General features: G+C 43.1%; 22 protein-coding genes and 1 tRNA gene. 17 read left to right on the top strand and 6 right to left on the bottom strand.

Features of this window, described 5'->3' with window-relative positions; translation table 11 throughout:
• Nucleotides 1–10 precede the first annotated feature (10 nt).
• Nucleotides 11–1,654: a chaperonin GroEL gene (gene groL, locus LRM50_RS02250; protein WP_129632049.1), complete on the top strand. Its 1,644-nt coding sequence runs from the start codon at nucleotides 11–13 to the stop codon at nucleotides 1,652–1,654.
• Nucleotides 1,655–1,715: 61 nt separating this feature from the next.
• On the opposite strand, the gene LRM50_RS02245 is transcribed toward groL, so the two are convergent.
• The gene (locus LRM50_RS02245; protein ID WP_243809699.1) at nucleotides 1,716–2,225 is read right to left on the bottom strand and encodes a hypothetical protein; all 510 of its coding nucleotides are present in this window, start codon (nucleotides 2,223–2,225) and stop codon (nucleotides 1,716–1,718) included.
• A gap of 77 nt (nucleotides 2,226–2,302) precedes the next feature.
• Between LRM50_RS02245 and LRM50_RS02240 the strand changes: the two genes are divergently transcribed.
• A complete protein-coding gene (locus LRM50_RS02240; RefSeq protein WP_243809698.1) occupies nucleotides 2,303–3,343 on the top strand; it encodes a bifunctional phosphoglucose/phosphomannose isomerase in 1,041 nt (346 codons plus the stop codon).
• A gap of 1 nt (nucleotide 3,344) precedes the next feature.
• Here LRM50_RS02240 and LRM50_RS02235 read toward each other — a convergent pair whose 3' ends face one another.
• Both LRM50_RS02235 and LRM50_RS02230 read right to left on the bottom strand, forming a co-directional pair.
• Nucleotides 3,345–4,556 carry an ABC transporter permease gene (locus tag LRM50_RS02235; RefSeq protein WP_243809697.1) on the bottom strand — a complete coding sequence of 404 codons (1,212 nt, stop codon included), beginning with the start codon at nucleotides 4,554–4,556 and terminating at the stop codon, nucleotides 3,345–3,347.
• Nucleotides 4,553–5,347 carry an ABC transporter ATP-binding protein gene (locus tag LRM50_RS02230; RefSeq protein WP_129634543.1) on the bottom strand — a complete coding sequence of 265 codons (795 nt, stop codon included), beginning with the start codon at nucleotides 5,345–5,347 and terminating at the stop codon, nucleotides 4,553–4,555. Before LRM50_RS02230 ends, LRM50_RS02235 begins: the two co-directional genes overlap by 4 nt.
• A gap of 78 nt (nucleotides 5,348–5,425) precedes the next feature.
• Here LRM50_RS02230 and LRM50_RS02225 point away from each other — a divergent pair.
• Together LRM50_RS02225 and LRM50_RS02220 are read left to right on the top strand one after the other, a co-directional pair.
• Nucleotides 5,426–5,515 (top strand) — tRNA-Ser (locus LRM50_RS02225).
• 60 nt (nucleotides 5,516–5,575) lie between these two features.
• Complete coding sequence (locus LRM50_RS02220) at nucleotides 5,576–6,577, top strand: hypothetical protein (protein ID WP_243809696.1); 1,002 nt, start codon at nucleotides 5,576–5,578, stop codon at nucleotides 6,575–6,577.
• A 4-nt stretch (nucleotides 6,578–6,581) separates the two neighbouring features.
• Here LRM50_RS02220 and LRM50_RS04055 read toward each other — a convergent pair whose 3' ends face one another.
• Complete coding sequence (locus LRM50_RS04055) at nucleotides 6,582–6,716, bottom strand: hypothetical protein (RefSeq protein WP_275973370.1); 135 nt, start codon at nucleotides 6,714–6,716, stop codon at nucleotides 6,582–6,584.
• A gap of 198 nt (nucleotides 6,717–6,914) precedes the next feature.
• Here LRM50_RS04055 and LRM50_RS02215 point away from each other — a divergent pair, with 198 nt between their 5' ends.
• The 10 genes from LRM50_RS02215 (at nucleotide 6,915) to LRM50_RS02170 (ending at nucleotide 16,567) form a co-directional block, all read left to right on the top strand.
• Nucleotides 6,915–9,317, top strand: a complete 2,403-nt coding sequence (locus LRM50_RS02215; RefSeq protein ID WP_243809695.1) for a ribonucleoside-diphosphate reductase subunit alpha — start codon at nucleotides 6,915–6,917, stop codon at nucleotides 9,315–9,317.
• A 13-nt stretch (nucleotides 9,318–9,330) separates the two neighbouring features.
• Nucleotides 9,331–10,308 carry a ribonucleotide-diphosphate reductase subunit beta gene (locus LRM50_RS02210; protein WP_129634551.1) on the top strand — a complete coding sequence of 326 codons (978 nt, stop codon included), beginning with the start codon at nucleotides 9,331–9,333 and terminating at the stop codon, nucleotides 10,306–10,308.
• On the top strand, nucleotides 10,308–10,718 hold the full coding sequence (locus tag LRM50_RS02205; protein ID WP_243809694.1) for a pyridoxamine 5'-phosphate oxidase family protein: 411 nt from the start codon (nucleotides 10,308–10,310) through the stop codon (nucleotides 10,716–10,718). Before LRM50_RS02210 ends, LRM50_RS02205 begins: the two co-directional genes overlap by 1 nt.
• Before the next feature lie 51 nt (nucleotides 10,719–10,769).
• On the top strand, nucleotides 10,770–10,949 hold the full coding sequence (locus LRM50_RS02200; RefSeq protein WP_129634555.1) for a hypothetical protein: 180 nt from the start codon (nucleotides 10,770–10,772) through the stop codon (nucleotides 10,947–10,949).
• 62 nt (nucleotides 10,950–11,011) lie between these two features.
• Nucleotides 11,012–11,917, top strand: a complete 906-nt coding sequence (locus LRM50_RS02195) for a hypothetical protein (RefSeq protein ID WP_243809693.1) — start codon at nucleotides 11,012–11,014, stop codon at nucleotides 11,915–11,917.
• Between the two features lie 18 nt (nucleotides 11,918–11,935).
• The gene (locus LRM50_RS02190; protein ID WP_243809692.1) at nucleotides 11,936–12,955 is read left to right on the top strand and encodes a hypothetical protein; all 1,020 of its coding nucleotides are present in this window, start codon (nucleotides 11,936–11,938) and stop codon (nucleotides 12,953–12,955) included.
• A gap of 89 nt (nucleotides 12,956–13,044) precedes the next feature.
• Nucleotides 13,045–13,203, top strand: a complete 159-nt coding sequence (locus LRM50_RS02185) for a hypothetical protein (RefSeq protein ID WP_164999857.1) — start codon at nucleotides 13,045–13,047, stop codon at nucleotides 13,201–13,203.
• A 45-nt stretch (nucleotides 13,204–13,248) separates the two neighbouring features.
• Nucleotides 13,249–14,880, top strand: a complete 1,632-nt coding sequence (gene argS / locus LRM50_RS02180) for an arginine--tRNA ligase (protein WP_243809691.1) — start codon at nucleotides 13,249–13,251, stop codon at nucleotides 14,878–14,880.
• 31 nt (nucleotides 14,881–14,911) lie between these two features.
• Nucleotides 14,912–16,090 (top strand): hypothetical protein, encoded by a 1,179-nt coding sequence (locus LRM50_RS02175; RefSeq protein ID WP_243809690.1) that lies wholly within the window; start codon nucleotides 14,912–14,914, stop codon nucleotides 16,088–16,090.
• A gap of 27 nt (nucleotides 16,091–16,117) precedes the next feature.
• Nucleotides 16,118–16,567, top strand: a complete 450-nt coding sequence (locus tag LRM50_RS02170; protein ID WP_243809689.1) for an MscL family protein — start codon at nucleotides 16,118–16,120, stop codon at nucleotides 16,565–16,567.
• Between the two features lie 4 nt (nucleotides 16,568–16,571).
• On the opposite strand, the gene pyrH is transcribed toward LRM50_RS02170, so the two are convergent.
• On the bottom strand, nucleotides 16,572–17,276 hold the full coding sequence (pyrH, locus tag LRM50_RS02165) for a UMP kinase (RefSeq protein ID WP_243809688.1): 705 nt from the start codon (nucleotides 17,274–17,276) through the stop codon (nucleotides 16,572–16,574).
• Between the two features lie 43 nt (nucleotides 17,277–17,319).
• Here pyrH and orn point away from each other — a divergent pair, with 43 nt between their 5' ends.
• The gene (orn, locus tag LRM50_RS02160) at nucleotides 17,320–17,871 is read left to right on the top strand and encodes an oligoribonuclease (protein WP_243809687.1); all 552 of its coding nucleotides are present in this window, start codon (nucleotides 17,320–17,322) and stop codon (nucleotides 17,869–17,871) included.
• Nucleotides 17,868–18,206 carry an MmcQ/YjbR family DNA-binding protein gene (locus LRM50_RS02155; protein WP_129635327.1) on the top strand — a complete coding sequence of 113 codons (339 nt, stop codon included), beginning with the start codon at nucleotides 17,868–17,870 and terminating at the stop codon, nucleotides 18,204–18,206. The genes orn and LRM50_RS02155 overlap by 4 nt, the downstream gene beginning before the upstream one ends.
• On the opposite strand, the gene LRM50_RS02150 is transcribed toward LRM50_RS02155, so the two are convergent.
• Complete coding sequence (locus LRM50_RS02150; RefSeq protein WP_243809686.1) at nucleotides 18,203–18,814, bottom strand: hypothetical protein; 612 nt, start codon at nucleotides 18,812–18,814, stop codon at nucleotides 18,203–18,205. The genes LRM50_RS02155 and LRM50_RS02150 overlap by 4 nt on opposite strands.
• A gap of 53 nt (nucleotides 18,815–18,867) precedes the next feature.
• On the opposite strand from LRM50_RS02150, the gene dnaG reads away from it, so the two are divergent.
• On the top strand, nucleotides 18,868–20,601 hold the full coding sequence (dnaG, locus tag LRM50_RS02145) for a DNA primase (protein ID WP_243809685.1): 1,734 nt from the start codon (nucleotides 18,868–18,870) through the stop codon (nucleotides 20,599–20,601).
• Nucleotides 20,602–20,607 lie beyond the last annotated feature (6 nt).

Below are 20,607 nucleotides of genomic sequence, written 5' to 3'. Positions count from 1 at the left end.
GAGTTTAATTATGGCAAAAAAAGTTTTTTATGATGATGATGCGCGAAATCGCGTGCTTGGCGGGGCTAAATCGCTATACGATGCAGTTAAGGTAACTTACGGTCCAAAGGGTCGCAATGTTGTGATTGCGAAGGGTTTTGGAGGTCCAACTGTTACTCACGACGGCGTAACCGTGGCCGAAGGAATTGAATTGCCAGAAAACGATGACGAAACGCTAGGCTATAAAGTCGGTGCCGATTTAATCAAGCAGGCTGCTAAGAATTTGAACAAGCAAGCAGGCGACGGCACAACGACTGTAACGGTGTTGACATATTCGATTTTGAAAGAGGCGAATCGATTGATTGCGGCTGGACATAATCCGATGGAACTTAGGAAAGGCATCGAGCAAGCTGGCGCGGAAATTGTTAAAGAATTGAACAAATTGGCTGAGCCGATTGAAGGCAAGTCTGACCGCGTGGCTGAAGTTGCTACGATTTCGGCGGGAGATGCGGAAATCGGTAAATTGATTGCTGGCGTAATCGAGAAAGTCGGTAAAGACGGCGTGGTTACTGTTGAGGCTGGTCAAGGCTTGGAGTTGGAGGCTGAAGTTGTCGAAGGTTTTAGCTTGGACAAGGGTTGGGTGAGTCCGTTCTTTGTTACTGACGCGGGTCGCCAGGAGGCTGTGTACGAAAAGCCAGCAATTTTGATTACTGATAAGAAGATTTCTAGTGTACAGGAATTCTTGCCAATGTTGGAAAAATTGGCACAAAGCGGTAAAAAGGACGTTGTTCTGATTGCTGACGAAGTTGAGGGCGAGGCATTGAGTATTTTGGTGCTGAACAAGCTGAAGGGCGTATTCAATACCGTAGCTGTTAAGGCGCCAAGTTTCGGTGATCGCCGTAAAGACGTTCTTCGTGATATCGCTGTGCTAACTGGCGCGACTGTGATTTCTGAAGATCACGGATTGACATTCGAAAACGCTGGCTTGGAAGTTTTGGGTTCGGCGCGTAAGGTAATTGTCGGTAAAGACGAAACGACAATTATCGAAGGCGCGGGCAAACCTTCAGGCGTGAAGGAGCGAATTGCTGAGATTAAGTCGCTTTCAGAAAATGCTTCAAGTGAGTATGAAAAAGAGCAATTCGACAAGCGCGCTGCGGCATTGTCTGGCAAGGTTGCGGTTATTAAGGTTGGCGGCGCGACTGAGACGGAAATTGACGAGAAGAAATTCCGCGTTGATGACGCTGTGGCGGCTACTAAGGCGGCTTTGGCTGAGGGAATTGTCGCTGGTGGCGGCGTAACTTTGGTCAATTTAGCTGGTAATCTAAAAGTTAGCGGCGCGGATAGTTTGTCGGTCGGTCGACAAATCTTGAAGGATGCCCTGAAGCAGCCGTTCTTGCAGATTATGAAAAATGCTGGGTTGAATGCCGACGCGCTGCTTGCTCAAGTTGAATCTGGCAAACCTGGATTCGGTGTTAACGTTATGAAGCCAGAAGATGGTCTAATTGACGTGAAGAAGGCTGGCGTCATCGACCCAGCTCGTGTGACTAAAGAAGCTGTTCAAAATGCAGTGTCAATTGCGTCAACTGCGGCAACTATGGGTGCTTTGGTGGTTGATATTCCAGAGGCTGAAGTTGCAGCTGCTCCTGGCGGTATGCCGGGAATGGGTATGATGTAAATCTGCCCCGAGCAATAAAAATCCCGCCGAAAATGGCGGGTTTTTATTTTGGAGAAATGGCTTAACGAGGATTTGAGAAATAGTCGATTTCTTTAATGATATCCAGTAGAGCCTGAGCGCGGCGAGCTTCGTCAACAATAGCTACGGCAGCGTCGTGTGCTGGTGCGATCAGAGTTTTATCGTCCGTAGAACGAAGAAGTAATAGGTAAGTGTCAAACTTTTCCTCTGGAGAAACATCTAGCTTGTCGACTAATGGACGCAATTCGTTCAAGGCAGTTTGCTTAATCGTATCGAGCGCAGGATCTGCGGCTGCAGCTGGAGCTGGTGTGCTGATTGTTGGAGTTGGCGTAACTGGCTCCGGAGCGGCAGTCTTCGCTATATCAATAGCAGGCTCATCGTTCTGATCTGTAGCGACAGGATCCGGTGAGATGGTTGCAGGATTAATTACAGGTGAAGCTGTAGCATTTGTCTCTTCGAATTGTAAATTATTGTCTGTACCTTGTGACACGCCAGCTAATACCTTAGCCAGTTCTTGGTCGTCACTGAATGATTGATTAGCTTGAGAATCCATTATAACCCACCTTATATATTAAATTGTTTAAGCTTATATATGTTACACTATAACATGAGTTAATCAAGGAGCGCAAGATGTTAGATGATATGAATGTGATAAAACAATATGATCCAGGCGACGTTTTAAGCGGCGTTTTGAATATTCCAGAACAAGCTCGATATGAAGTGTCGATTCACGAAGGTGCGAATCAGCGTCGAGATTTTAAGAATATTGTGATCGCGGGAATGGGCGGTTCGGCTTTAGCGGCTGATATGGTTCGAGTTTTGACCGCGGGCTGGTTGCATATTCCGCTTGAAGTGGTGAAGGGCTATGATTTGCCGGGATTTGTGAGCGAGGAAACATTGGTTATTGCGGTTAGTCATTCGGGCAATACTGAGGAAACTCTGAGTTGCTATCAGCAAGCATTGGAAAAGAAGGCGTGTTTGGCAGCTATGTCGACTGGCGGAGCGTTGATTGAGCGAGCGAAGAATGACAACGTAACTTACGCTCAAGTTCCAGCTGGCGCGCAGCCGCGAATGTCGACGGTCTATCATCTGCGAGGATTGTTGAAACTATTGCAACATTTTTGGGTGATTGATAATGATTTGTATGATCAGGTGAAAAATAGTGCTGATTGGTTGGCGAGCGAAATATCTAATTGGACAGCTAAAATGCCAGAAGCTGATAATTTGGCGAAGCAAATTGCGAAATTAACAATTGGCAAGACGTTGGTTGTTTTTGGTGGTGAATTGACTTGGCCGCTGGCGTATAAGTGGAAAATTAGCTGGAATGAATCGGCGAAGAATTTGGCGTTCTCGAATCAATATCCAGAATTTAATCATAACGAGTTCATTGGTTGGTCGTCTCATCCAGTAGAGAAGCCGTTTACGGTTTTTGATATTCGTAGCAATTTGGAGCGGGACAGAATCCGCGAGCGAATGGAGCTTAGCGATCGTTTATTGAGCGGCAAGCGACCAAAGGCACACGTACTGGAACTTCGAGGAAAGACTCTTATGGAGCAGTTACTGTGGGGCTTGGTGCTGGCTGACGCGGCTAGTATTTACACAGCTATTCTTAATGGAGTCAATCCTGGTCCAGTTCAGTTGGTTGAAAAATTGAAAGCGGAACTTAGTTAATTTAATATCGTAGAGATTCGATTGGGTCGCGTCTGGTGGCGCGAGCTGCTGGATATACGCCAGAAATTACGCCGATGATTATCGATAATCCAATTGACAAGACGGCTGTTTGCCAATAAATATAAGGTGTGAGAGGTAAGTATAAGCTGGCAATATAAGCTCCCGCCAAGCCTAGTCCATAGCCCAATATTCCGCCGAGGAATCCGATAATTGCTGCCTCGATTAGGAATTGATTGACGATGTCCCAGCCCGTGGCGCCGACGGCTCGTCTGACGCCGACTTCACGCTGGCGCTCGGCGACATTGACAAGCATCACGTTCATAACGCCTATTCCACCGATTAACAGAGAAATAATGCCGATGACAGTTAAGATTATCGAGAGAAACCTCGCGACATTAGACTTCTTTTCGTTTATCTCTTCGCCAGAAACGATTCGATAATTCTTATCGCTATCATGATTCTTCTTCAAAATATCGTCAGCCGATTTTATGACTGAATTGAGATTTTTATGATCTTTGGTAGTTACGATGATTTGCTGAATTTGCGGCGTTCCTTGAGTGAATTTTTTAATCACGGACAATGGAATAATGGCGGCGTTATTAAAATTCACGTCCAAATAACTGGCTTGATTTTCAATATTCTTCAACACGCCAACAACAGTCAATGGTTGATTTCGGATGTAAATAACGTTTCCGATGGATCTTTCTGTGCCGAACAAATCGACCGACAATTGCTGACCGACGACAACTCCGCCGATGTCGTTGATAAATTGTCCAGTAGCAATTTGCAAATTAGCGACGTCTTTTAGCGATTCCGTACTACCGATTAACGCGGCGTTTTGGATATCGACTTTACCTTCGCGGGCGCGCAGTTCGGCGTGCAGGAAAGCAATTGGCGCGGCTTTCGTATTGGCAATTTTTCCTATATCCCTGGCGTCCGTTTCGGTCAATGTGTTGACTGTCGTCGTGTTGTCGGATTCGGTCAGTAGATTCGGGACGGCTTTTTGATTGCCAGACTTAACAATGGCGACAGGAGTGGATGATTGGTTGGAATTGTCGCCGAATAGGTGATTAAATCCGCCAGTTAGAGATAGAACCATGGTGATGCTGGCAATACCAATAGCTACGCCTACAATTGTCAAAAATGTTCGTCCACGATTAGCTCGTAGCGCCTGAGTAGCGTTTTCAAAATGATTTTTTACTAATATTTTCACGATTTTTTCGCCCTCGATTTCTTTGAAGATTTTTGCTTCTTAGGTTTTTCTTCTTTTTCGTCGTCTACAATTAACTTCTTAGTGAACTTGCGCTTTTCCTTGTGTTCGTCAGTGTCGATTTTTCCGTCCAACATAGTGATGACGCGACTGGCATAATGAGTCAATTCTGGGTTGTGAGTAACCATAATTATAGTGTTGCCGCGACGATGTAGGTCGGACAATTCTTCCATGATAAGATGACTCGATTTGCTGTCCAAATTTCCTGTTGGCTCGTCGGCTAAGATAATTGACGGACTATTAACCAACGCTCTGGCAATTGCTACGCGCTGAACCTGACCGCCAGATAATTGATGCGGCATATAATATTCACGCTGTCCCAGATGGAAAGTTTTCAGAATGCGGCTAGCTTCTTGGAGTCGTTTGACTTTTCCAAGTCCTTTATACGTTAGCGGCAACGCTACGTTTTCAATTACAGTCAGGCGAGGGATAAGATTGAAATTCTGGAAAACGAAGCCTATGTGCTTGGAGCGAATTTTGGCGCGTCGTCGTGAGCTGAGATTATCGACAGCGACATCGTCCAGATAGTATTCGCCCTCTGATGGCTGGTCTAATAGTCCAAGGGTGTTTAATAAAGTAGTTTTTCCGCAGCCACTTGGACCCATAATAGCGATAAACTCGCCCTTTTTAACAGTTAAATCGACGTTATCTAAGGCGCGAATCTCAGCATCACCAAAGCCAAATTTTTTGGTGACATTAACAAGCCTAATGCGTGGTGGAATAGTTTCTTTCATCTTTGACTTATTATAGAGAATGAACGTCAGTAAGTGCAACCATAAGGGGCAATAAAGTTGTGGTATAATTATCAACAAGGAAGGGTGCAGGAGTGGTTGAACTGGCACGCCTGGAACGCGTGTAACGGAGCAATCTGTTCGAGGGTTCGAATCCCTCTCCTTCCGCCAAGAGATATTTTAGAGGGTATTATAGAAACAAGAAAACATTATACGTACTTAATCAATATTTTGATAGACGCATATAATGCTGGTAAGCTACCAGAGATAAAAGATATTATTGTCGAACCTGAATATGGGTATGTGGCGTCAATTGAGTATAATTCTGGAGAACACAGAGTTTTATATGGACATGATCCTGGGTTTAATTCAGGAAGTGCAGAGCAATTAGCTAATGATAAGGGGTATACAAAGTTTTTGCTTAGAGAAAATGGCATAGATTGTGCAAGAGGTTCTGAATTTCTTTTACCTTGGTGGGCGGATATGCTGCGTCAATCAGACCGTCAGCAGTTTAATCACTCTATGCGTGACACAAAAGAAGCCCTTGGCTATATTGATAAATCTTTAGGATTTCCTGTCTATGTTAAACCTAGCAGAGGTTCTCAAGGAATTGGTGTAGCTAGAGTTGAAACCGCTGAAGAACTTGATAAGCTTCTTAATCAGTATAACGAGGAGCGTGTTAAAGTAGCTGTCATTGAAGAAGAATTAAAAATGCCTGACTATCGCATATTGGTTTTTGATGGTGAGGTAGTTAATGCCTATGAGAGACGACCTTTTTCTGTTAAGGGTGATGGAGTAAGCAATTTAGAACAGCTAATTGATTTGAAACATAAGACCTTGGTAGATTCTGGTAGAGATATACATTTTGAAAGGCAGCTACCTATAATTATGAATAAATTAAGGAAAATGGGTCTGTCTATGACCGATATTATACCGGAAGGCGCAGATGTTCAGTTGATGGATATATCAAATTTATCAGCAGGAGGAACGCCAGTTGATATCGGTGAAGTTATGCATCAGCGGTGGCGAGATCTAGCTGTCAGGGTGGCAAGAATCTTTGATTTACGAATATGTGGGGTTGATTTGGCATGTAAGGATATTACGCAATCAGATAGCGAATACGGCGTAATAGAGGTAAACGCAACGCCTGGTGTCAAACAATTTATGGCAAGCGGTGTGGCTCAGCAGGGAAAGCTAGAAGATATTTTTGTTAAATTCTTCCGAACATTATAATGATCTACCTTGCCGCAAATTCACTCACCAAATAAAACGACCTAGCAACAACGACGTACGTATCAAGCTGCTGGGCTTTCTCGATGGCTTTTGTGAGAGCTCTGTCTGGATTGTATTCAATCTCGACTGCAGATTTCATACCGTATCTGATTATAACAAAAATAGGTTGTAATTTTTACTAAATAGCTTGCAAAACACTAGATATAGCGGCTATAGTTATTATTGTACGCTATATATATAGCGAGCCCATAAATAAACAAAAACACAAGCTACGAAGACAAGCCACCAGATGAGGTGTTGGTGGTTTGTTTTTGAGAGGGGAAATTAAGGAGGGTATGTGAAAGAAATTAACGTAATTAAGCGAGATGGAACGAAAGAGCCGTTTGATGCAAATAAAATTAACACGGCTATTTTAAAAGCATGCGAAGGTTTGCCGGACCAAATCTCTAAAGTCGTTCAGGTGGCGACTGAATTGCAACTGACATTATTTGATGGAATTACAACCGAGCAATTGGATGAGGCGGTTATTCAAACGGTACTCCAAAATGTTAAAGACGATCCAGACTATGATAAAATTGCGGCACGATTGCTACTGAAAACTGTCTATAAGCAGATTTTGGGCGATTACGAGACGGCGGAAGAATTGAAAAAGCTTCATGCGCGCGAATTTCCGAAGTTCGTTAAGGCGGCGGTAAAAGAAGGATTGTTGGATAAGCGTATGGCTGACGGTCGATTTGACTTGAAAAAGCTGGCGGCGGAACTTGATCCAGCGCGTGATGATTTGAGTAAATATTTGGGCGTGGTGACTAATAAAAATCGTTACGCTCTTCGCAAGCAAAACGGCTCACCAATTGAAACACCTCAGTTTACGCACATGCGAATTGCTATGGGACTTAGCTATAACGAATCTGACCCAACAACTGCGGCGATTGAGTTTTATAATCACATGAGCAATTTGGAGTACGTCCCAGGCGGCTCAACGCGAGTTAACGCTGGCGGTTCTTTTCCGCAGCTCAGTAACTGTTTCTTGCTTAATGTCGATGATGATATGGAATCAATTGCTAAGGCTGTTCGCGACACAATGTGGATTGCTAAAGGAACGGGCGGAATTGGCATTGGCTTTACGAAGCTACGTGCAGCGGGCAGTCCAGTTAAAACCACCAATACTGAATCGACTGGCCCAATTCCATTCATGAAGATGATTGATACGGCACTTTTTGCGGTTTCTCGTAAGGGAAAAAAGGCTGGTGCGGCTGCAATTTACATGGAAAACTGGCACCTGAATTTTGATCAATTTGTTGATCTTCGTCAAAACTCTGGCGACCCATATTTACGAACCAGATTTGCAAATACCGCGGTATTTATCTCTGACGAATTTATGAAGCGAGTAGAAAAAGATCAAGATTGGTATTTGTTTGATCCTGCGGAAACTCCAGATTTGACAGAGTTATATGGTGAAAATTTTTCGGCACGATATAAAGAATATGTAAAGATGGCGGAAGCTGGTAAATTGCGTACGTTTGATAAAGTTCCAGCTCGTCAGCAGTTTAAGCGTATTTTGACCAGTTTGCAGGCGACATCACATCCGTGGCTGACTTGGAAAGACACGATTAACGTGCGAGCATTGAATAACAATACGGGCACAATTCACCTCAGTAACTTGTGTACGGAAATTACATTGCCGCAGGATAAAAATAATATTGCGACGTGTAATCTGGTGAGTATCAATTTGTCAGCGTTTCTTAGCGAAGATAAGACTTGGGATTGGGATAGATTGAAAGAAGCGGCTCGTGCGGCGGTGCGACAATTGGACAATTTGTGCGACATCACTCAAACGCCAATTCCAGAAGCGATGCATTCGAATCAGCAAACTCGAGCGATTGGCCTCGGGATTATGGGTCTTTCTGACGTGCTGGAAAAGTTGGGCTATTGTTACGAATCGAAAGAAGCGTATGATTTGGTTGATCAATTGACGGAGTTTATCAGTTATCACGCCATTGATCAATCGGCTGACCTGGCGAAGGAATTGGGCAGCTATCCAACATTCGCAGGCAGCGGTTGGAGCAAGGGTCTTCTTCCGATTGATACGGTCGATAAATTGTCGAAAGATCGCGGCGTGAAGGTGAAAATAGACCAAAAGACGCGACTGGACTGGGATGGTTTGCGAAAGAAAGTGAAGAAGGGAATGCGAAATGCGACTCTTATGGCAATTGCGCCGACGGCTAACATTGGTCACGTGGCGGGAACGACTCCTGGAATTGATCCGCAATTTGCACAGATTTTCAGTCGCTCGACTTTGAATGGAAAGTTTTTGGAAGTGAACCATAATTTAGTTCGCGATTTGAAGAAACTTGGATTGTGGGACGATTTGAAAGATGAGATTTTTGCGGCGCAAGGCGATATTCAAGATATTGACGGCATTCCTCAGAATATCAAGGATGTTTATAAAACAAGTTTCCAGCTCAGTCCGTATGCGTTTATTGAGGTGGCGGCTAGGGCTCAGAAGTGGGTCGATCAAGCGATTTCTCGAAATATGTACCTGGAGACGCGAGATATTGATGAATATGTGAAGATTTATTCGGAAGCGTGGAAACGTGGCTTGAAAACGACATATTATCTACACGTTAAGCCGCGTCATCAGTCGGAGCAAACGACTGTTTCAGTTGATAAAATTGCAGAACAAAAAGTCCGCACAAATAGTAAAGTGCGCGGATTTGGATTTGCGAAAATTAATAAATAAGGAGGAAATTAAGATGGGAATTTTAGGTTCAGGATTACGCGATGGATTGTCACTTCACCCAATTCGTTACCCTTGGGCGTATGATCTTTATAATCAAGCAGTGGCTAACACGTGGTTTCCAAACGAAGTTCAATTAGTGCAAGATTTGGCAGATTTTGAAAAATTGTCAGACGATGAAAAGCACGCATTGAAAACGGTTATTAGCTATTTGAACCCAAACGAGTTATTGATCAATAAATCATTGGCGTTTGGTATTTATCCATACGTGAACGCGGCGGAAGCTCAACTATATTTGTCAAAACAGATGTGGGAAGAAGCTAATCACTTCATGACGTTTGAATACATTATTGAGACATTTCCGTTTGATCGTGAGGAAATTTACGCTGCGGGATTTGGTAAAAAATCATTGGCTGATAAGGCTGACTTCCAGAATAAGCATTTGGACGTGATGCTTGATCCGAATTTGGATATTTATTCGCTAGAAGGTAAGAAGGACTTTGTTAGGTCTTTGGTGGCGTATAACATCGTGCTTGAGGGAATTTGGTTCTATTCAGGCTTTATGGTTGGTATGAGTTTCCGTCAACGTAATTTGTTGCGCAATGTCGGCTCGCTGCTGGACTGGATTACTCGCGATGAAAATCTTCATTTGACGTTTGGTATCAATTTGCTTTTGACAATTTTGGACGAGAATCCAGAATTGCAAACACAGGAATTCGCAGAAGAAATCCGTAACTTGATTTTGCAAGCGGTAGAACTTGAGAAGGCTTATAACAAAGACATGCTACCGAAGGGAATTTTGGGATTGAATGCTGATTATGTCAACCAGTATGTTATGCATATGACCGACCGACGCTTGCAGGAGTTGGGTTTTGAGCCTGAATATAACGTTCCGAACCCAGCCAAATGGATGGCGGCTGCTAACGACACACTGGAATTGGTGAATTTCTTTGAAAGCACAAACACTAGTTACGAGGTTAATACTACGAAGTAATGGGAGTTGATGACATGAATGAATTAGCGAAAGAAATATTAGATACAGTCGAAGTTGGTGCGTTGGCAACGGTGAATGTTGATAGAACGCCTCTGGTAACGCCGCTGCACTTTGCGTGTTTTGGCAATTCTATAATTTGGATATCAGAGCCGACTGCGCGCCATTCAGAAAATGCGTTTCGAAACGGTAAGGCGGAATTTGTGGTTTGGGATGATAAAAAGCGAGCAGTTTTCTTAAAAACTAACGTGACTGAACTTCCAGAATCTGAGAAAGAGGCGGCAATGGCGGCTTATAAAGAGAAGTTGGCTGATTTTATGCCACGTTGTCAAAATCCGCAAATATACGTTGCACCAATTGGTGAACTTGATGAAAAAACTACAACGGGCAATTGGCTGCATTTTATTGCATAAGCACTATATCTAGCGTAAAATTAGTTAAGTAACTACTAAATATAGGGGAAAATGAAAATGAACGCAAATCAGATTATTACTGATGACATGACTTTGGAAGAAAAATTGAGTGCCATTGACGCAGCTCTTAAAGCAGCGCAAGAAGCGGCTGATGATCAAGCAAAGTCGAACGGCACTGTTGCGGCACCAGTTGACCCAGCAAGTTTGACTATTTGTGACGGTTGCGAATAGAGTTTCGAGCAGCGTTTTACTATTGACAGCATAGCCAATTATGTTGTATAATTAAGAGCATCGTGAAAAAAATTGAGACTTTTTCAGGATCTGAGGCTATAAAAGAGATTAAACAGTGCGCTAAAAAGGGCGCATCTGAAGGTCTATATGATCCGAGCCCAAGAAGACTGCGCGTTCCTCTTGAATTGGTTACTGATTTGCTTTTTGGTAATGTGGGGGATGTTGTCGTTGAGGGGGCTGATAATCTTTTTAAGGCAACTAAGAAAACCGAGGAAAACAAGGGTGTTATATTTGCTACGAGTCACCTAACGGACGTTGATGTTTCGACTGTTGCTAGCGTAGTTTCTAAGTTTAGAGATATAGGCGTGACAGTAGCCTCCACTAATATGGGTCTTTGGCATCAGAGGATACCATATAAACTTGTTGGGATGGATAACTTTTTTCAGGTTCCGTATGGAAGAGATCTGTCTGTGGGAAAAGATGCTATTGATAATAAGTACGCGTTGCCGTTTAATGGTGACGATTACTTAGGTCTGCAAGAAAAAATAACAGATAGTGGACTTTCTGTTATTACTGCAGCGCATAACCCGATGAGCAATATTGGGATAAAAAATGACGGTGAACTGCCAGAAAAGGCGGGTAAATTAGCTCCTCATCTAAGCCTGGCGACGGGTGCCACCATAATTCCTGTACTTATGCAGGTTGAGGGTCAGAAGAGAAATCCTAATCAACTCAATGACAATGCGATACATCTAAAGTGGCTTTTGGGTAAAAAAGTTGTGCGACTGGTATTTGGTGAGACTATTAAGCCTAGTCCTGATGAAGTTGAAGCTTATGCCAATGTTTCGCATGAAGCGTCTTACTCAAAGGCGGCTCGTGAAGAGCAGTGTCGCATATTGGAGGCGTTTGGTGGGAAGGCGATATTGGGGTATATGCGTGATAAATATGATCTGGTATTGGCTGCGTAATAAGGAGAGATAGTTAAAATGACTGCAGGAATAGATAAATTTACTCCAACCCCAGAAGAGCAAGGATTGTTCAATAAAGTTTTCTATCCAGAAATCACTGAAGAGTCTGATATTGACGTAAAAGAAATTGAGCCACAGAGAGAGGGTTTTTCTCTGCAGGTTGCGCTTGATTCTCTTAAGAAATGGATGTGTGGTAAACGAGAAAAGCATAGCAAACCTTTTGGGCTAACTAACAATTCGGCGGTAGAAAAACTTGAGGCAGCCGGAGAAGAATTGGGATTGCCAGAAACAGACGTTCGTCTTTCCTCTGGACTTAGGCTGTTGATGGGCTTAATGCATGGCAAAAAGGAAGTTGAAATAATTGGCGAAGATATCTTGATTGAAGCCGCCAAAAAGGCCAAAGAAGAAGGCAAGGGAAGTGTTATAGCGCCAACACATTTCAATGGAGAGGATGTTCCTACGGCTAGTTATTTGGCGTCTTTGTTGAACAAAATTAATATCGGCGTAGCGTCGACTAATAGAGATTGGATTAAGAAGGGCGTTGGCGGAATCAACCTAGAGGCTATACAGTATCTTGCGTTTGGCACTAAAAACTTTTTTGGGGTGCCATATGAATGGGTAGATAAAAAGAGTAAAAAACCGGTTCACTTTTCAACAGACCATTACGAAGAAGCGGTTAAATTTGTTGAGGATGGTGGGTCTTTGGTTTTGGCTGGATATTCAGCGGATGACTCAGTAGGTCGAAAGCCTCGCAGTGAAATGGGCTCTGCAGCGATTCATACGGCATTGAAATCTGGCGCAGACTTGATATTTGTTTACGTATCGTCAGAGGACAAGAAACTTACTATTAGGGTCATGGAAGATGAGGATGGTATGTTTGCAGCGTTTAGTAACTCATATAGAAAGGCGCTAAAGATGAAGGATTCTGATGCATCCAAGCGTTTATTGTCATCATGTAAAGAGTACTTAAAAGACAGCGAAATAGGTAGGGTTATAGCAGAAGAATATAAGCGCCGATCAGACAAAAACAAAGTCTAGCGAGCAGCACAGAAGTCTTAGTTATTGACAAAATAAAAATAATGTGATATCATTTCACTGTATAAAAAATTAAAACAAAAAGGAATAAAATGGCTGAAGAAAAAGATATTCACGGACTTACCGAAGGCGTATTGAGTCGAGACGATATGTCGGCATTGACTTACGTATTGCAACACGTGAAAGGATCTAGCCCAAGTTCGGCGACGAAATTAAGCCTGGAACTGGAAGAGCTTGACGAAACTGCGTAGAGATTTAGCTAGATAATAATCCACCTCTGTTGTATACTGGACAGTATGGAACAGATTATTTCTCAAGTAGTGAAGCAACTTTTTGATCAAGATATATCGGTACAATTGACGCGTCCTGATCCGAAGTTTGGTGACTTTGCTACAAATGTGGCGTTGCAATTGGCTAAGCCGCTAGGGAAGAATCCGCGTGAAATTGCGGAGATGATTGCTGAAAATCTGCGCAAGGAAGAGGAGTTTAGTGAAGTAAGCGTGGCTGGTCCAGGTTTTATCAATGTAAAACTGAGCGATCAATCCGTTCTAAATTCTTTGAAAAAAGAGCCAACGACGAAGCGCGCCGGTCAGACGGTTGTAATTGAAACCAATTGCCCGAATCCATTTAAGGCTATGCATATCGGACACGCTTTGAATGCGATTTTGGCGGACACGATGGCTAATCTGTTGGCGGTTGATGGCGCAATTGTGCATCGAGTGAGTTATCACGGTGATGTTGGAACACATGTTGGTAAAAGTATGTGGGCGATTTTACGTGAGATTGACGGCGATGTGAATAAATTGAACGAAATCCCAGCTGATAAGCGAAATGAATTTATGAGTCGCATGTACGTTGAAGGTGCGCGTGCGGCGAAAGAATCTCCAGAGGCGAAGGCGGAAATTGATGAACTAGCCAAGCAATCATTCGTCCTGGATGATCCGCTATATAAACAAGTTTACGAAATCTGTAAAAGTTGGAGTTTTGACGAAATTGACTCTAACGTTGGGCGACTTGGAAACGTGCCGATTGAGCGACGTTATGTTGAGAGCGAAACTGAAGAATTGGGAAAATCTTTAATTAAAGAGAAAACTCCAGAGGTGTTTACCAAATCTGACGGCGCATACGTCTTTAAGGGTAGCAAATACGGCGCGTTCGACAATGTATTCATCGGATCTCATGGCAATGGTCTTTACGGGGCGCATGATATGGGATTGATTCAGTTGAAGTATAAGGACTATCCGAATTTGGACTTGTCAATTACAGTAAATGGTGAGGAGCAGGCAGCATACTTCCGTGGCGTGATTGCGGCTAGTGAATTGTCGATTCCAGCCTTGAAGGGAAAATTGTTCAATTACGCGACTGGCTTGGTTAAATTGACAACTGGGAAAATGAGTTCACGAACAGGTGAGGTTGTTACAATTGGCTGGCTGTTCGATGAGTTTAAGAAGGCAATTGAAAATGCTGGCGGCGAGCCAACTGACGACGTGATTGCTGGTGCACTTCGTTATCAATTCTTGAAAGTGAAGATCGGCAGCGACGTCATATTTGATATTAACGACGCGGTAAGTTTGACAGGAAATACGGGAAGCTACCTGCAATATGCTCACGCTCGAGCGCGAGGTATTTTAGCTAAATCCGATAAAGAAATTGCTTTTCCGACAGAGTTGTTTGACGAGGATAAAATGCTGGTCAGAAAATTGAGTGAGTACGTGGACGTGGTTGATCGCGCTAAGGAAAGTCTGGAGCCTCATCACATCTGTACATATTTGTTTGAATTGGCGCAAGAATTTAATCGATATTACGAGAAAAATCAGGTTATTGGTAGTGACAAAGAGGCACATCGCGTAGGAATCGTGGCAATTTACGCCGACATTCTTAAGGCTGGACTGGCTATTTTGGGAATCGTGGCGCCAGATCGCTTGTAAAATATACTATATTAGTATATAATATAAATTCGTGAATGAACGACCGAGTAAACAATTAGATGAGCAACCATATACATCATTTGATGATCGATATTTATCTGCTCAATTATTAACTCCGAGAAGTGATATAGCAGAGAAAAGAGGCGTTAAGCGAGAACTCTTGTTAGAGTCAGAGAAGCTTTGTGACATAAAAAATGTGTACGAAAAGTCAGATAAGACGTTTGATGATATAGCAGAGGCCGCTAAATCTGTTGCAGAGCTTGTTTGCGAAACGCTTAATTTTAGGTCAACGGGTAATTTTTCAAGTCCGCTTGAAGCGGTAAATATTGCCAAAGACGAAGCTGCTAATTGTTATGGACATACAATCGTTGCGTCAGAATGTTTAGAAAAATTAGGAATTGAACATTTCATTAGTTACGCAAATCAGCATACATTCATCACGCTATTTGGCCGTAGTAGCAATAGGTCGTTTATAATAGATGTTTTGACAGAGGAGTTGCGCTGTGAAATGACTGACGCCATTGGCTTTGATGGAATAGATCCAGCTGAGCAGTTGTATTATGGTGAACTCAGAGCTAATAGTACTTTATATACAGATTTATTATTGCAGAAATTGCCTTCGTCCGTTAATAGAAGTGATTTTGTAGCTCGACGAGAATGGTTGATATTCTCGGATGGTATGAAATATCGAGATGGCTACGGAAGAAATGCACGACTACAGATGCTTACTCTGCCGTCCATTCCAGGTAGATTATTATTGCTAGATGAATATAATGCTCGAATTGATCAGTTGAATGGGCGATATAAAGAGGCTGCGGATAAAATAGTAGACTTGTCTGGTATATATTTGGATGTTGATTCTCGGAATGATTTGAAAGAAGCGGATAAATTATGTAGAGAATTAATAAAACAAGGCAGTAGTGATTTGGCTATTCAAGTAGCGTCCGTGGTAAATGATAGTTTGTTGTCGGGAGATTCTTCAAAGAACAGGCTGTTTCTGCCTGATGTTATACGTAAAGTAGCTAAACATGATAGGGATATTAACTTATTAAATGAGGCAATTATGTTGTACAAGGAAATTATCAATAGTAAACCTAAGTATGATAGCTTGGCTGTGGGGAAGTTAAGGGCTGCCGAAAAGTTGCTGAGGTCTATGAGGGCTGCTGGTGTGATAGTACGCGATGCTACCTGTGATAAAATTAGTGAATAAATATATAATAAAAGGAGTTTTATAGTTATGAAATCTTCAGAATCAACTAAAGGTTCAAAAGTATCAGCTAAGAAATTAGCTTCGAAGAGTGTAAAAGCCGCGGCGAAAGTTGCCGCTCTTAAGGAGAAGAAAATTGTAAGTGCAGCTATAAAAGACACTCATATGGGTGGGTTTATAAACTTTATCCGTGAACAGGGTGTTGTCGGTATGGCGGTTGGTTTGGCAATCGGTACCGCAGCTGGCGATACGGTTAAAAAGTTGGTGACGGCATTTGTTGACCCGTTAGTGCAGTTGATCGTTGGCTCTCAACAAGGATTGCAATCAGCTTCATTTACGGTTGAAATTGCTGGACGTAAAGGCGAGTTTTTATACGGCGCATTCGTTAGCTCGTTAATTACGTTGATAGCCGTTGCATTTGTTGTATATGCAATCATTCACTTCTTGAAACTCGATAAATTAGATAAGAAAAAAGATTAAAACCTTAACTAATAAGTGTGCCTACTGATTCTCCGCGGGTTGCGCGGAGAATATTTCCGTCTGTAAGCAAATCACAAATTACAACTGGAATGTGCTCGTCCATAGCTAGTCCAATTGCCGCCTTGTCCATGACAGCAATGTTAGGATTTGTTAGAGCTTCTTGATAAGATAAATGATCAATTTTTACGGCGTCAGGGAATTTCATAGGATCTTTATCGTAAACTCCGTCGACTTTCGTTGTTTTAACCACGGCGTCACACTGCATTTCTAGTGCTAGGTTTAACGCTGCAGTATCAGTAGTCAGAAACGGTCTGCCGGTGCCGCACGCTACGATTACGATGCGGTTTTTCTTAATATGGCTAATGGCGCGTCGGAAAGTATAGTGGTCAATAAATTGATTGACTTCAACCGTAGATAATGCGCGAGTTGGCAGCCCCGCGTCATTTAATACGTCAGCTAGAGCAATTGCATTCATAAGTGTAGAAAGCATGCCGATATTATGTGCGGAAACAGGTTGAATTCCTTGACCGATGATTTGATTGCCGCGAACGTAATTGCCACCACCAACCATAATTACAATTTCAGCGCCGTCGTCCAGCGCTGGTCGAATTTGTTCGGCAATCCAGCGAGCGCGTTTTGGGTCAAAGCCGCTGGCGAAATCGCCCTGAAGTTGTTCACCTGATAATTTGAGTAGGATGCGTTTTGTCATGATTTTAGTTTAGCACGCCTTATGGAAGTGGTAAAATAGAAATATGAAAGCAAGTTTTAAGCCGAAAAAGATTTTGTGGGTGGATTTGGAGATGACCGGTTTGGATCCGGTTCGTGATGAAATTTTGGAAGTGGCGGCAATTGCGACGGATTGGAATTTTAAGGAAATTGCGACGTACGAAGGAATTGTGCGTCACGATTCGGAAAAGCTGGCTAAGTTGTTAGATCGAAATGCTGGCTTCTGGAATGAGCATCCGGAAGCGCGACGCGGGCTGGAAGAGCAGAATGAATCGGGCAAACCTTTGGCGGAAATAGAACGCGAATTGTTGGCGTTTTGTGATGAGCATTTTGCGGGTGAAACGAAGATTTTGTTAGCAGGCAATTCAATTCATCAAGATCGTCGATTCATTGACCAATGGTGGCCGACGTTGTCAAAAAAACTACATTATCGTGTATTGGATGTGAGTGCTTGGAAGGTTGTGTTTGAAGGCAAATACGGTAAGAAATTCGCCAAGCCGGAAGATCATCGAGCGCTGGAAGACATCCGCGGCAGCATTATGGAACTTGAATATTATTTGAAAAAGGTAAAGGTATGACACATAAACAATTTGAAGAATTTATTTTAAGTTTGCCGGGCGTATGGCTGGATTATCCATTTGGCGAGGATGTTGCGGTATATAAATTTGGTAGAGATAATGACGGTGCTGGGAAAATGGTGGCATTGGTGACGGAAGGTTCAAAGCCGCTCAGAGTAAGCCTAAAATGCGATCCGTTGTTGGCGCAGAATTTACGAGAAAAATACGAAACGGTTTTACCGGGCTATCACTTAAACAAGAAACATTGGAATACAATTATTTGTTCAGGTCAATTGACTGACGAAGAGGTCTTTGATTTGGCGAGGTTGAGCTATCGATTAGTCTCGGAAGCCTAATCTGCTTTAATAATTTGATTGATCTGCTTCTGAATATTCTCTAAGTCGCCAGCAGTTTTTACTAGCCATTCGCGCATCTTTTTTGACTTGGTGGACTTGTACACCTTTTTCATCATGTTGATTGTATCTGTTATTTGCACATTCATCTCATGGGCATAGGTAATATCCAATTGCGTGTTCAGAAGAGCTTCGTCCAATTTTTTCTCTAATTTTTCTGACGGATCTAAGGCGAGGATGTCCTTTTGTTTTTCCTTATAATTGATGCCGGTTGCCTGAAGCGCTTCGCCCATTGAGGCGTCTGCGGTGGTCAGCACTGCAACTAGGGAACTATTAGTGGTTTGTAAACTAGTTGAGCGGAATTTATTATTGTATTTTTTGGAAATAGTGAGTAGCTTATTAACGCGCGCCGCAACTTGTGACGGACTAGCGCTTGGCATAGAATCTTGTGAAAAAACGAATATCGCAATCAGAGTTATCAATCCGATAAAACTCAAAATAGCGATGATGATTTTGGTTTTTTTATCAAAACCTTCCGCTGGCGGAGGTGTGGCAATTTGATTCAGATAATCGATACCTTGAGGTTGGTTATTCAAATTGTCAGGATACATATTTCTATTTAACCACAAACAATAACAGAGGTAAAGAGTGATATAATAAAAATATGAATGATGCCAAAGAAGAAGTGCGGGCGCGACTGAACATCGAGGATGTGATTGGTGAGTATGTTCAGTTGAAGCGAGCGGGGCGCAATTTGAAGGGTTTAAGTCCGTTTACCGACGAGCGAACTCCGAGCTTTGTGGTCAGTCCAGAAAAGCAGATTTGGCATGATTTTTCTTCTGGAAAAGGTGGCGATATTTTTACGTTTGTGATGATGGTGGAAGGAATGGATTTTCGTCAATCGCTGGAGCATTTGGCTCGGAAGGCGGGCGTTGATCTGACTTTGTTTTCTAGCGGCGACGGACGAACAGCCAAGCGCCGTGCTAGGGCCAGAGAAGCGCTTAAATTAGCAGCTAATTTCTATCAGCAGAATTTGGTAAAAAATTCATTAGCTCTGGATTATGTGGTTAAAAAACGGCGATTAAATCGTCAAACAATTGGTGATTTTTTGATTGGCTATGCGCCGGAGAATGGCGACACGCTGACGAAAGCGTTGGAAAAAAGAGGATTTTCTAGACAGGAATTGGCGGACGCTGGCTTGTCGAATAGGTTTGGCGGTGATTTATTTCGTGGGCGAATGATGGTGGCGTTGAGTGACGGCAATGGAGAGGTTGTGGGATTTACTGGCAGAATTATTCGTGACGATCCGCGCGCACCAAAATACTTGAACACGCCGCAAACACTGTTATTTGATAAATCGCGACATATTTTTGGTTTGCATCAGGCCAAGGAAGCGATTCGAAAAAGCGATGTGGCGGTGATTGTTGAGGGCAATTTGGATGTGATTAGCAGTCATCAAGCGGGCGTCAAAAACGTGGTTGCGACCTCCGGAACGGCGATGACGACGCAACATTTGAAGTCGCTTAGTCGATTAGCAGGGCGGATTCGCTTGGCGTTTGATGGCGATCGAGCGGGAGTTAACGCAACGGAGCGGGCAATCAATTTGGCGCAGGAAGTCGGTGTGGAGTTGGAAGTTGTGAGTTTGCCTGATGGCGTCAAAGATCCAGACGAATTGATCCAAAAAGATCCAGCGCTTTGGCAAGCGGCGATTGACCAATCTCAGCCAGCGGTGGATTGGGTGATTGCCAGATACGCGGAAATGGAGAATTTGAAGTCGGCGGAAGGCAAGCGAAGATTCTCGACTATTGCACTGAAGATTGTCCGAGGTTTGAAAGATCCGGTGGAGCAAGAGCATTATTTGTCGGTGATTTCTGAAAAAACTGGCGCGTCAATTACTGCACTGAAGGCAAAATTGTCGAATGAAAAAGTCACTGAACATCAATTGAAAAAGGCAAAAATTGAGAAAGAAAAACCGACTCCGGTTCAGGATGAAACTGAGGATATGCTGGCGGGGTTGGCGGCGAGTGAAAAATCCGTGCGGCGCTGGTTGGCGGCGGTTTCTGGCGAAATGTTGGATGATGACAACGCGCGGCAATTGATTGGCTATTTGCGAAAGAATCCAGACGCGGATTTGGGTGAAGTTCCGCTGGACTTGCAAAAAATCGAACAGTATGTGAAAATAGTACAGTTGAAAAGTGAAAGTCGTTACGCCAATTGGGAGCAAAAAAGCTTAGACGAAGAGATGGCTCGGCTAGTCAGACAGATAACAATCAAACATCGCGAAAACAAAAAGAATCAACTATTAACGCAGCTTAGAGAGGCCGAGGCGTCGGGCGATGAGGTTTTGTCTCAGAATTTGCGCCAGAGCTTAAATAATCTGATTAAGGAGAAAATGTGAGCGACG

Source organism: Candidatus Nanosynbacter sp. TM7-053 (assembly GCF_022828375.1).
Lineage (GTDB): Bacteria > Patescibacteriota > Saccharimonadia > Saccharimonadales > Saccharimonadaceae > Nanosynbacter.
The sequence above is the reverse complement of the archived record's forward strand: the minus strand, read 5'-3'. Positions and strand labels throughout refer to the sequence as shown.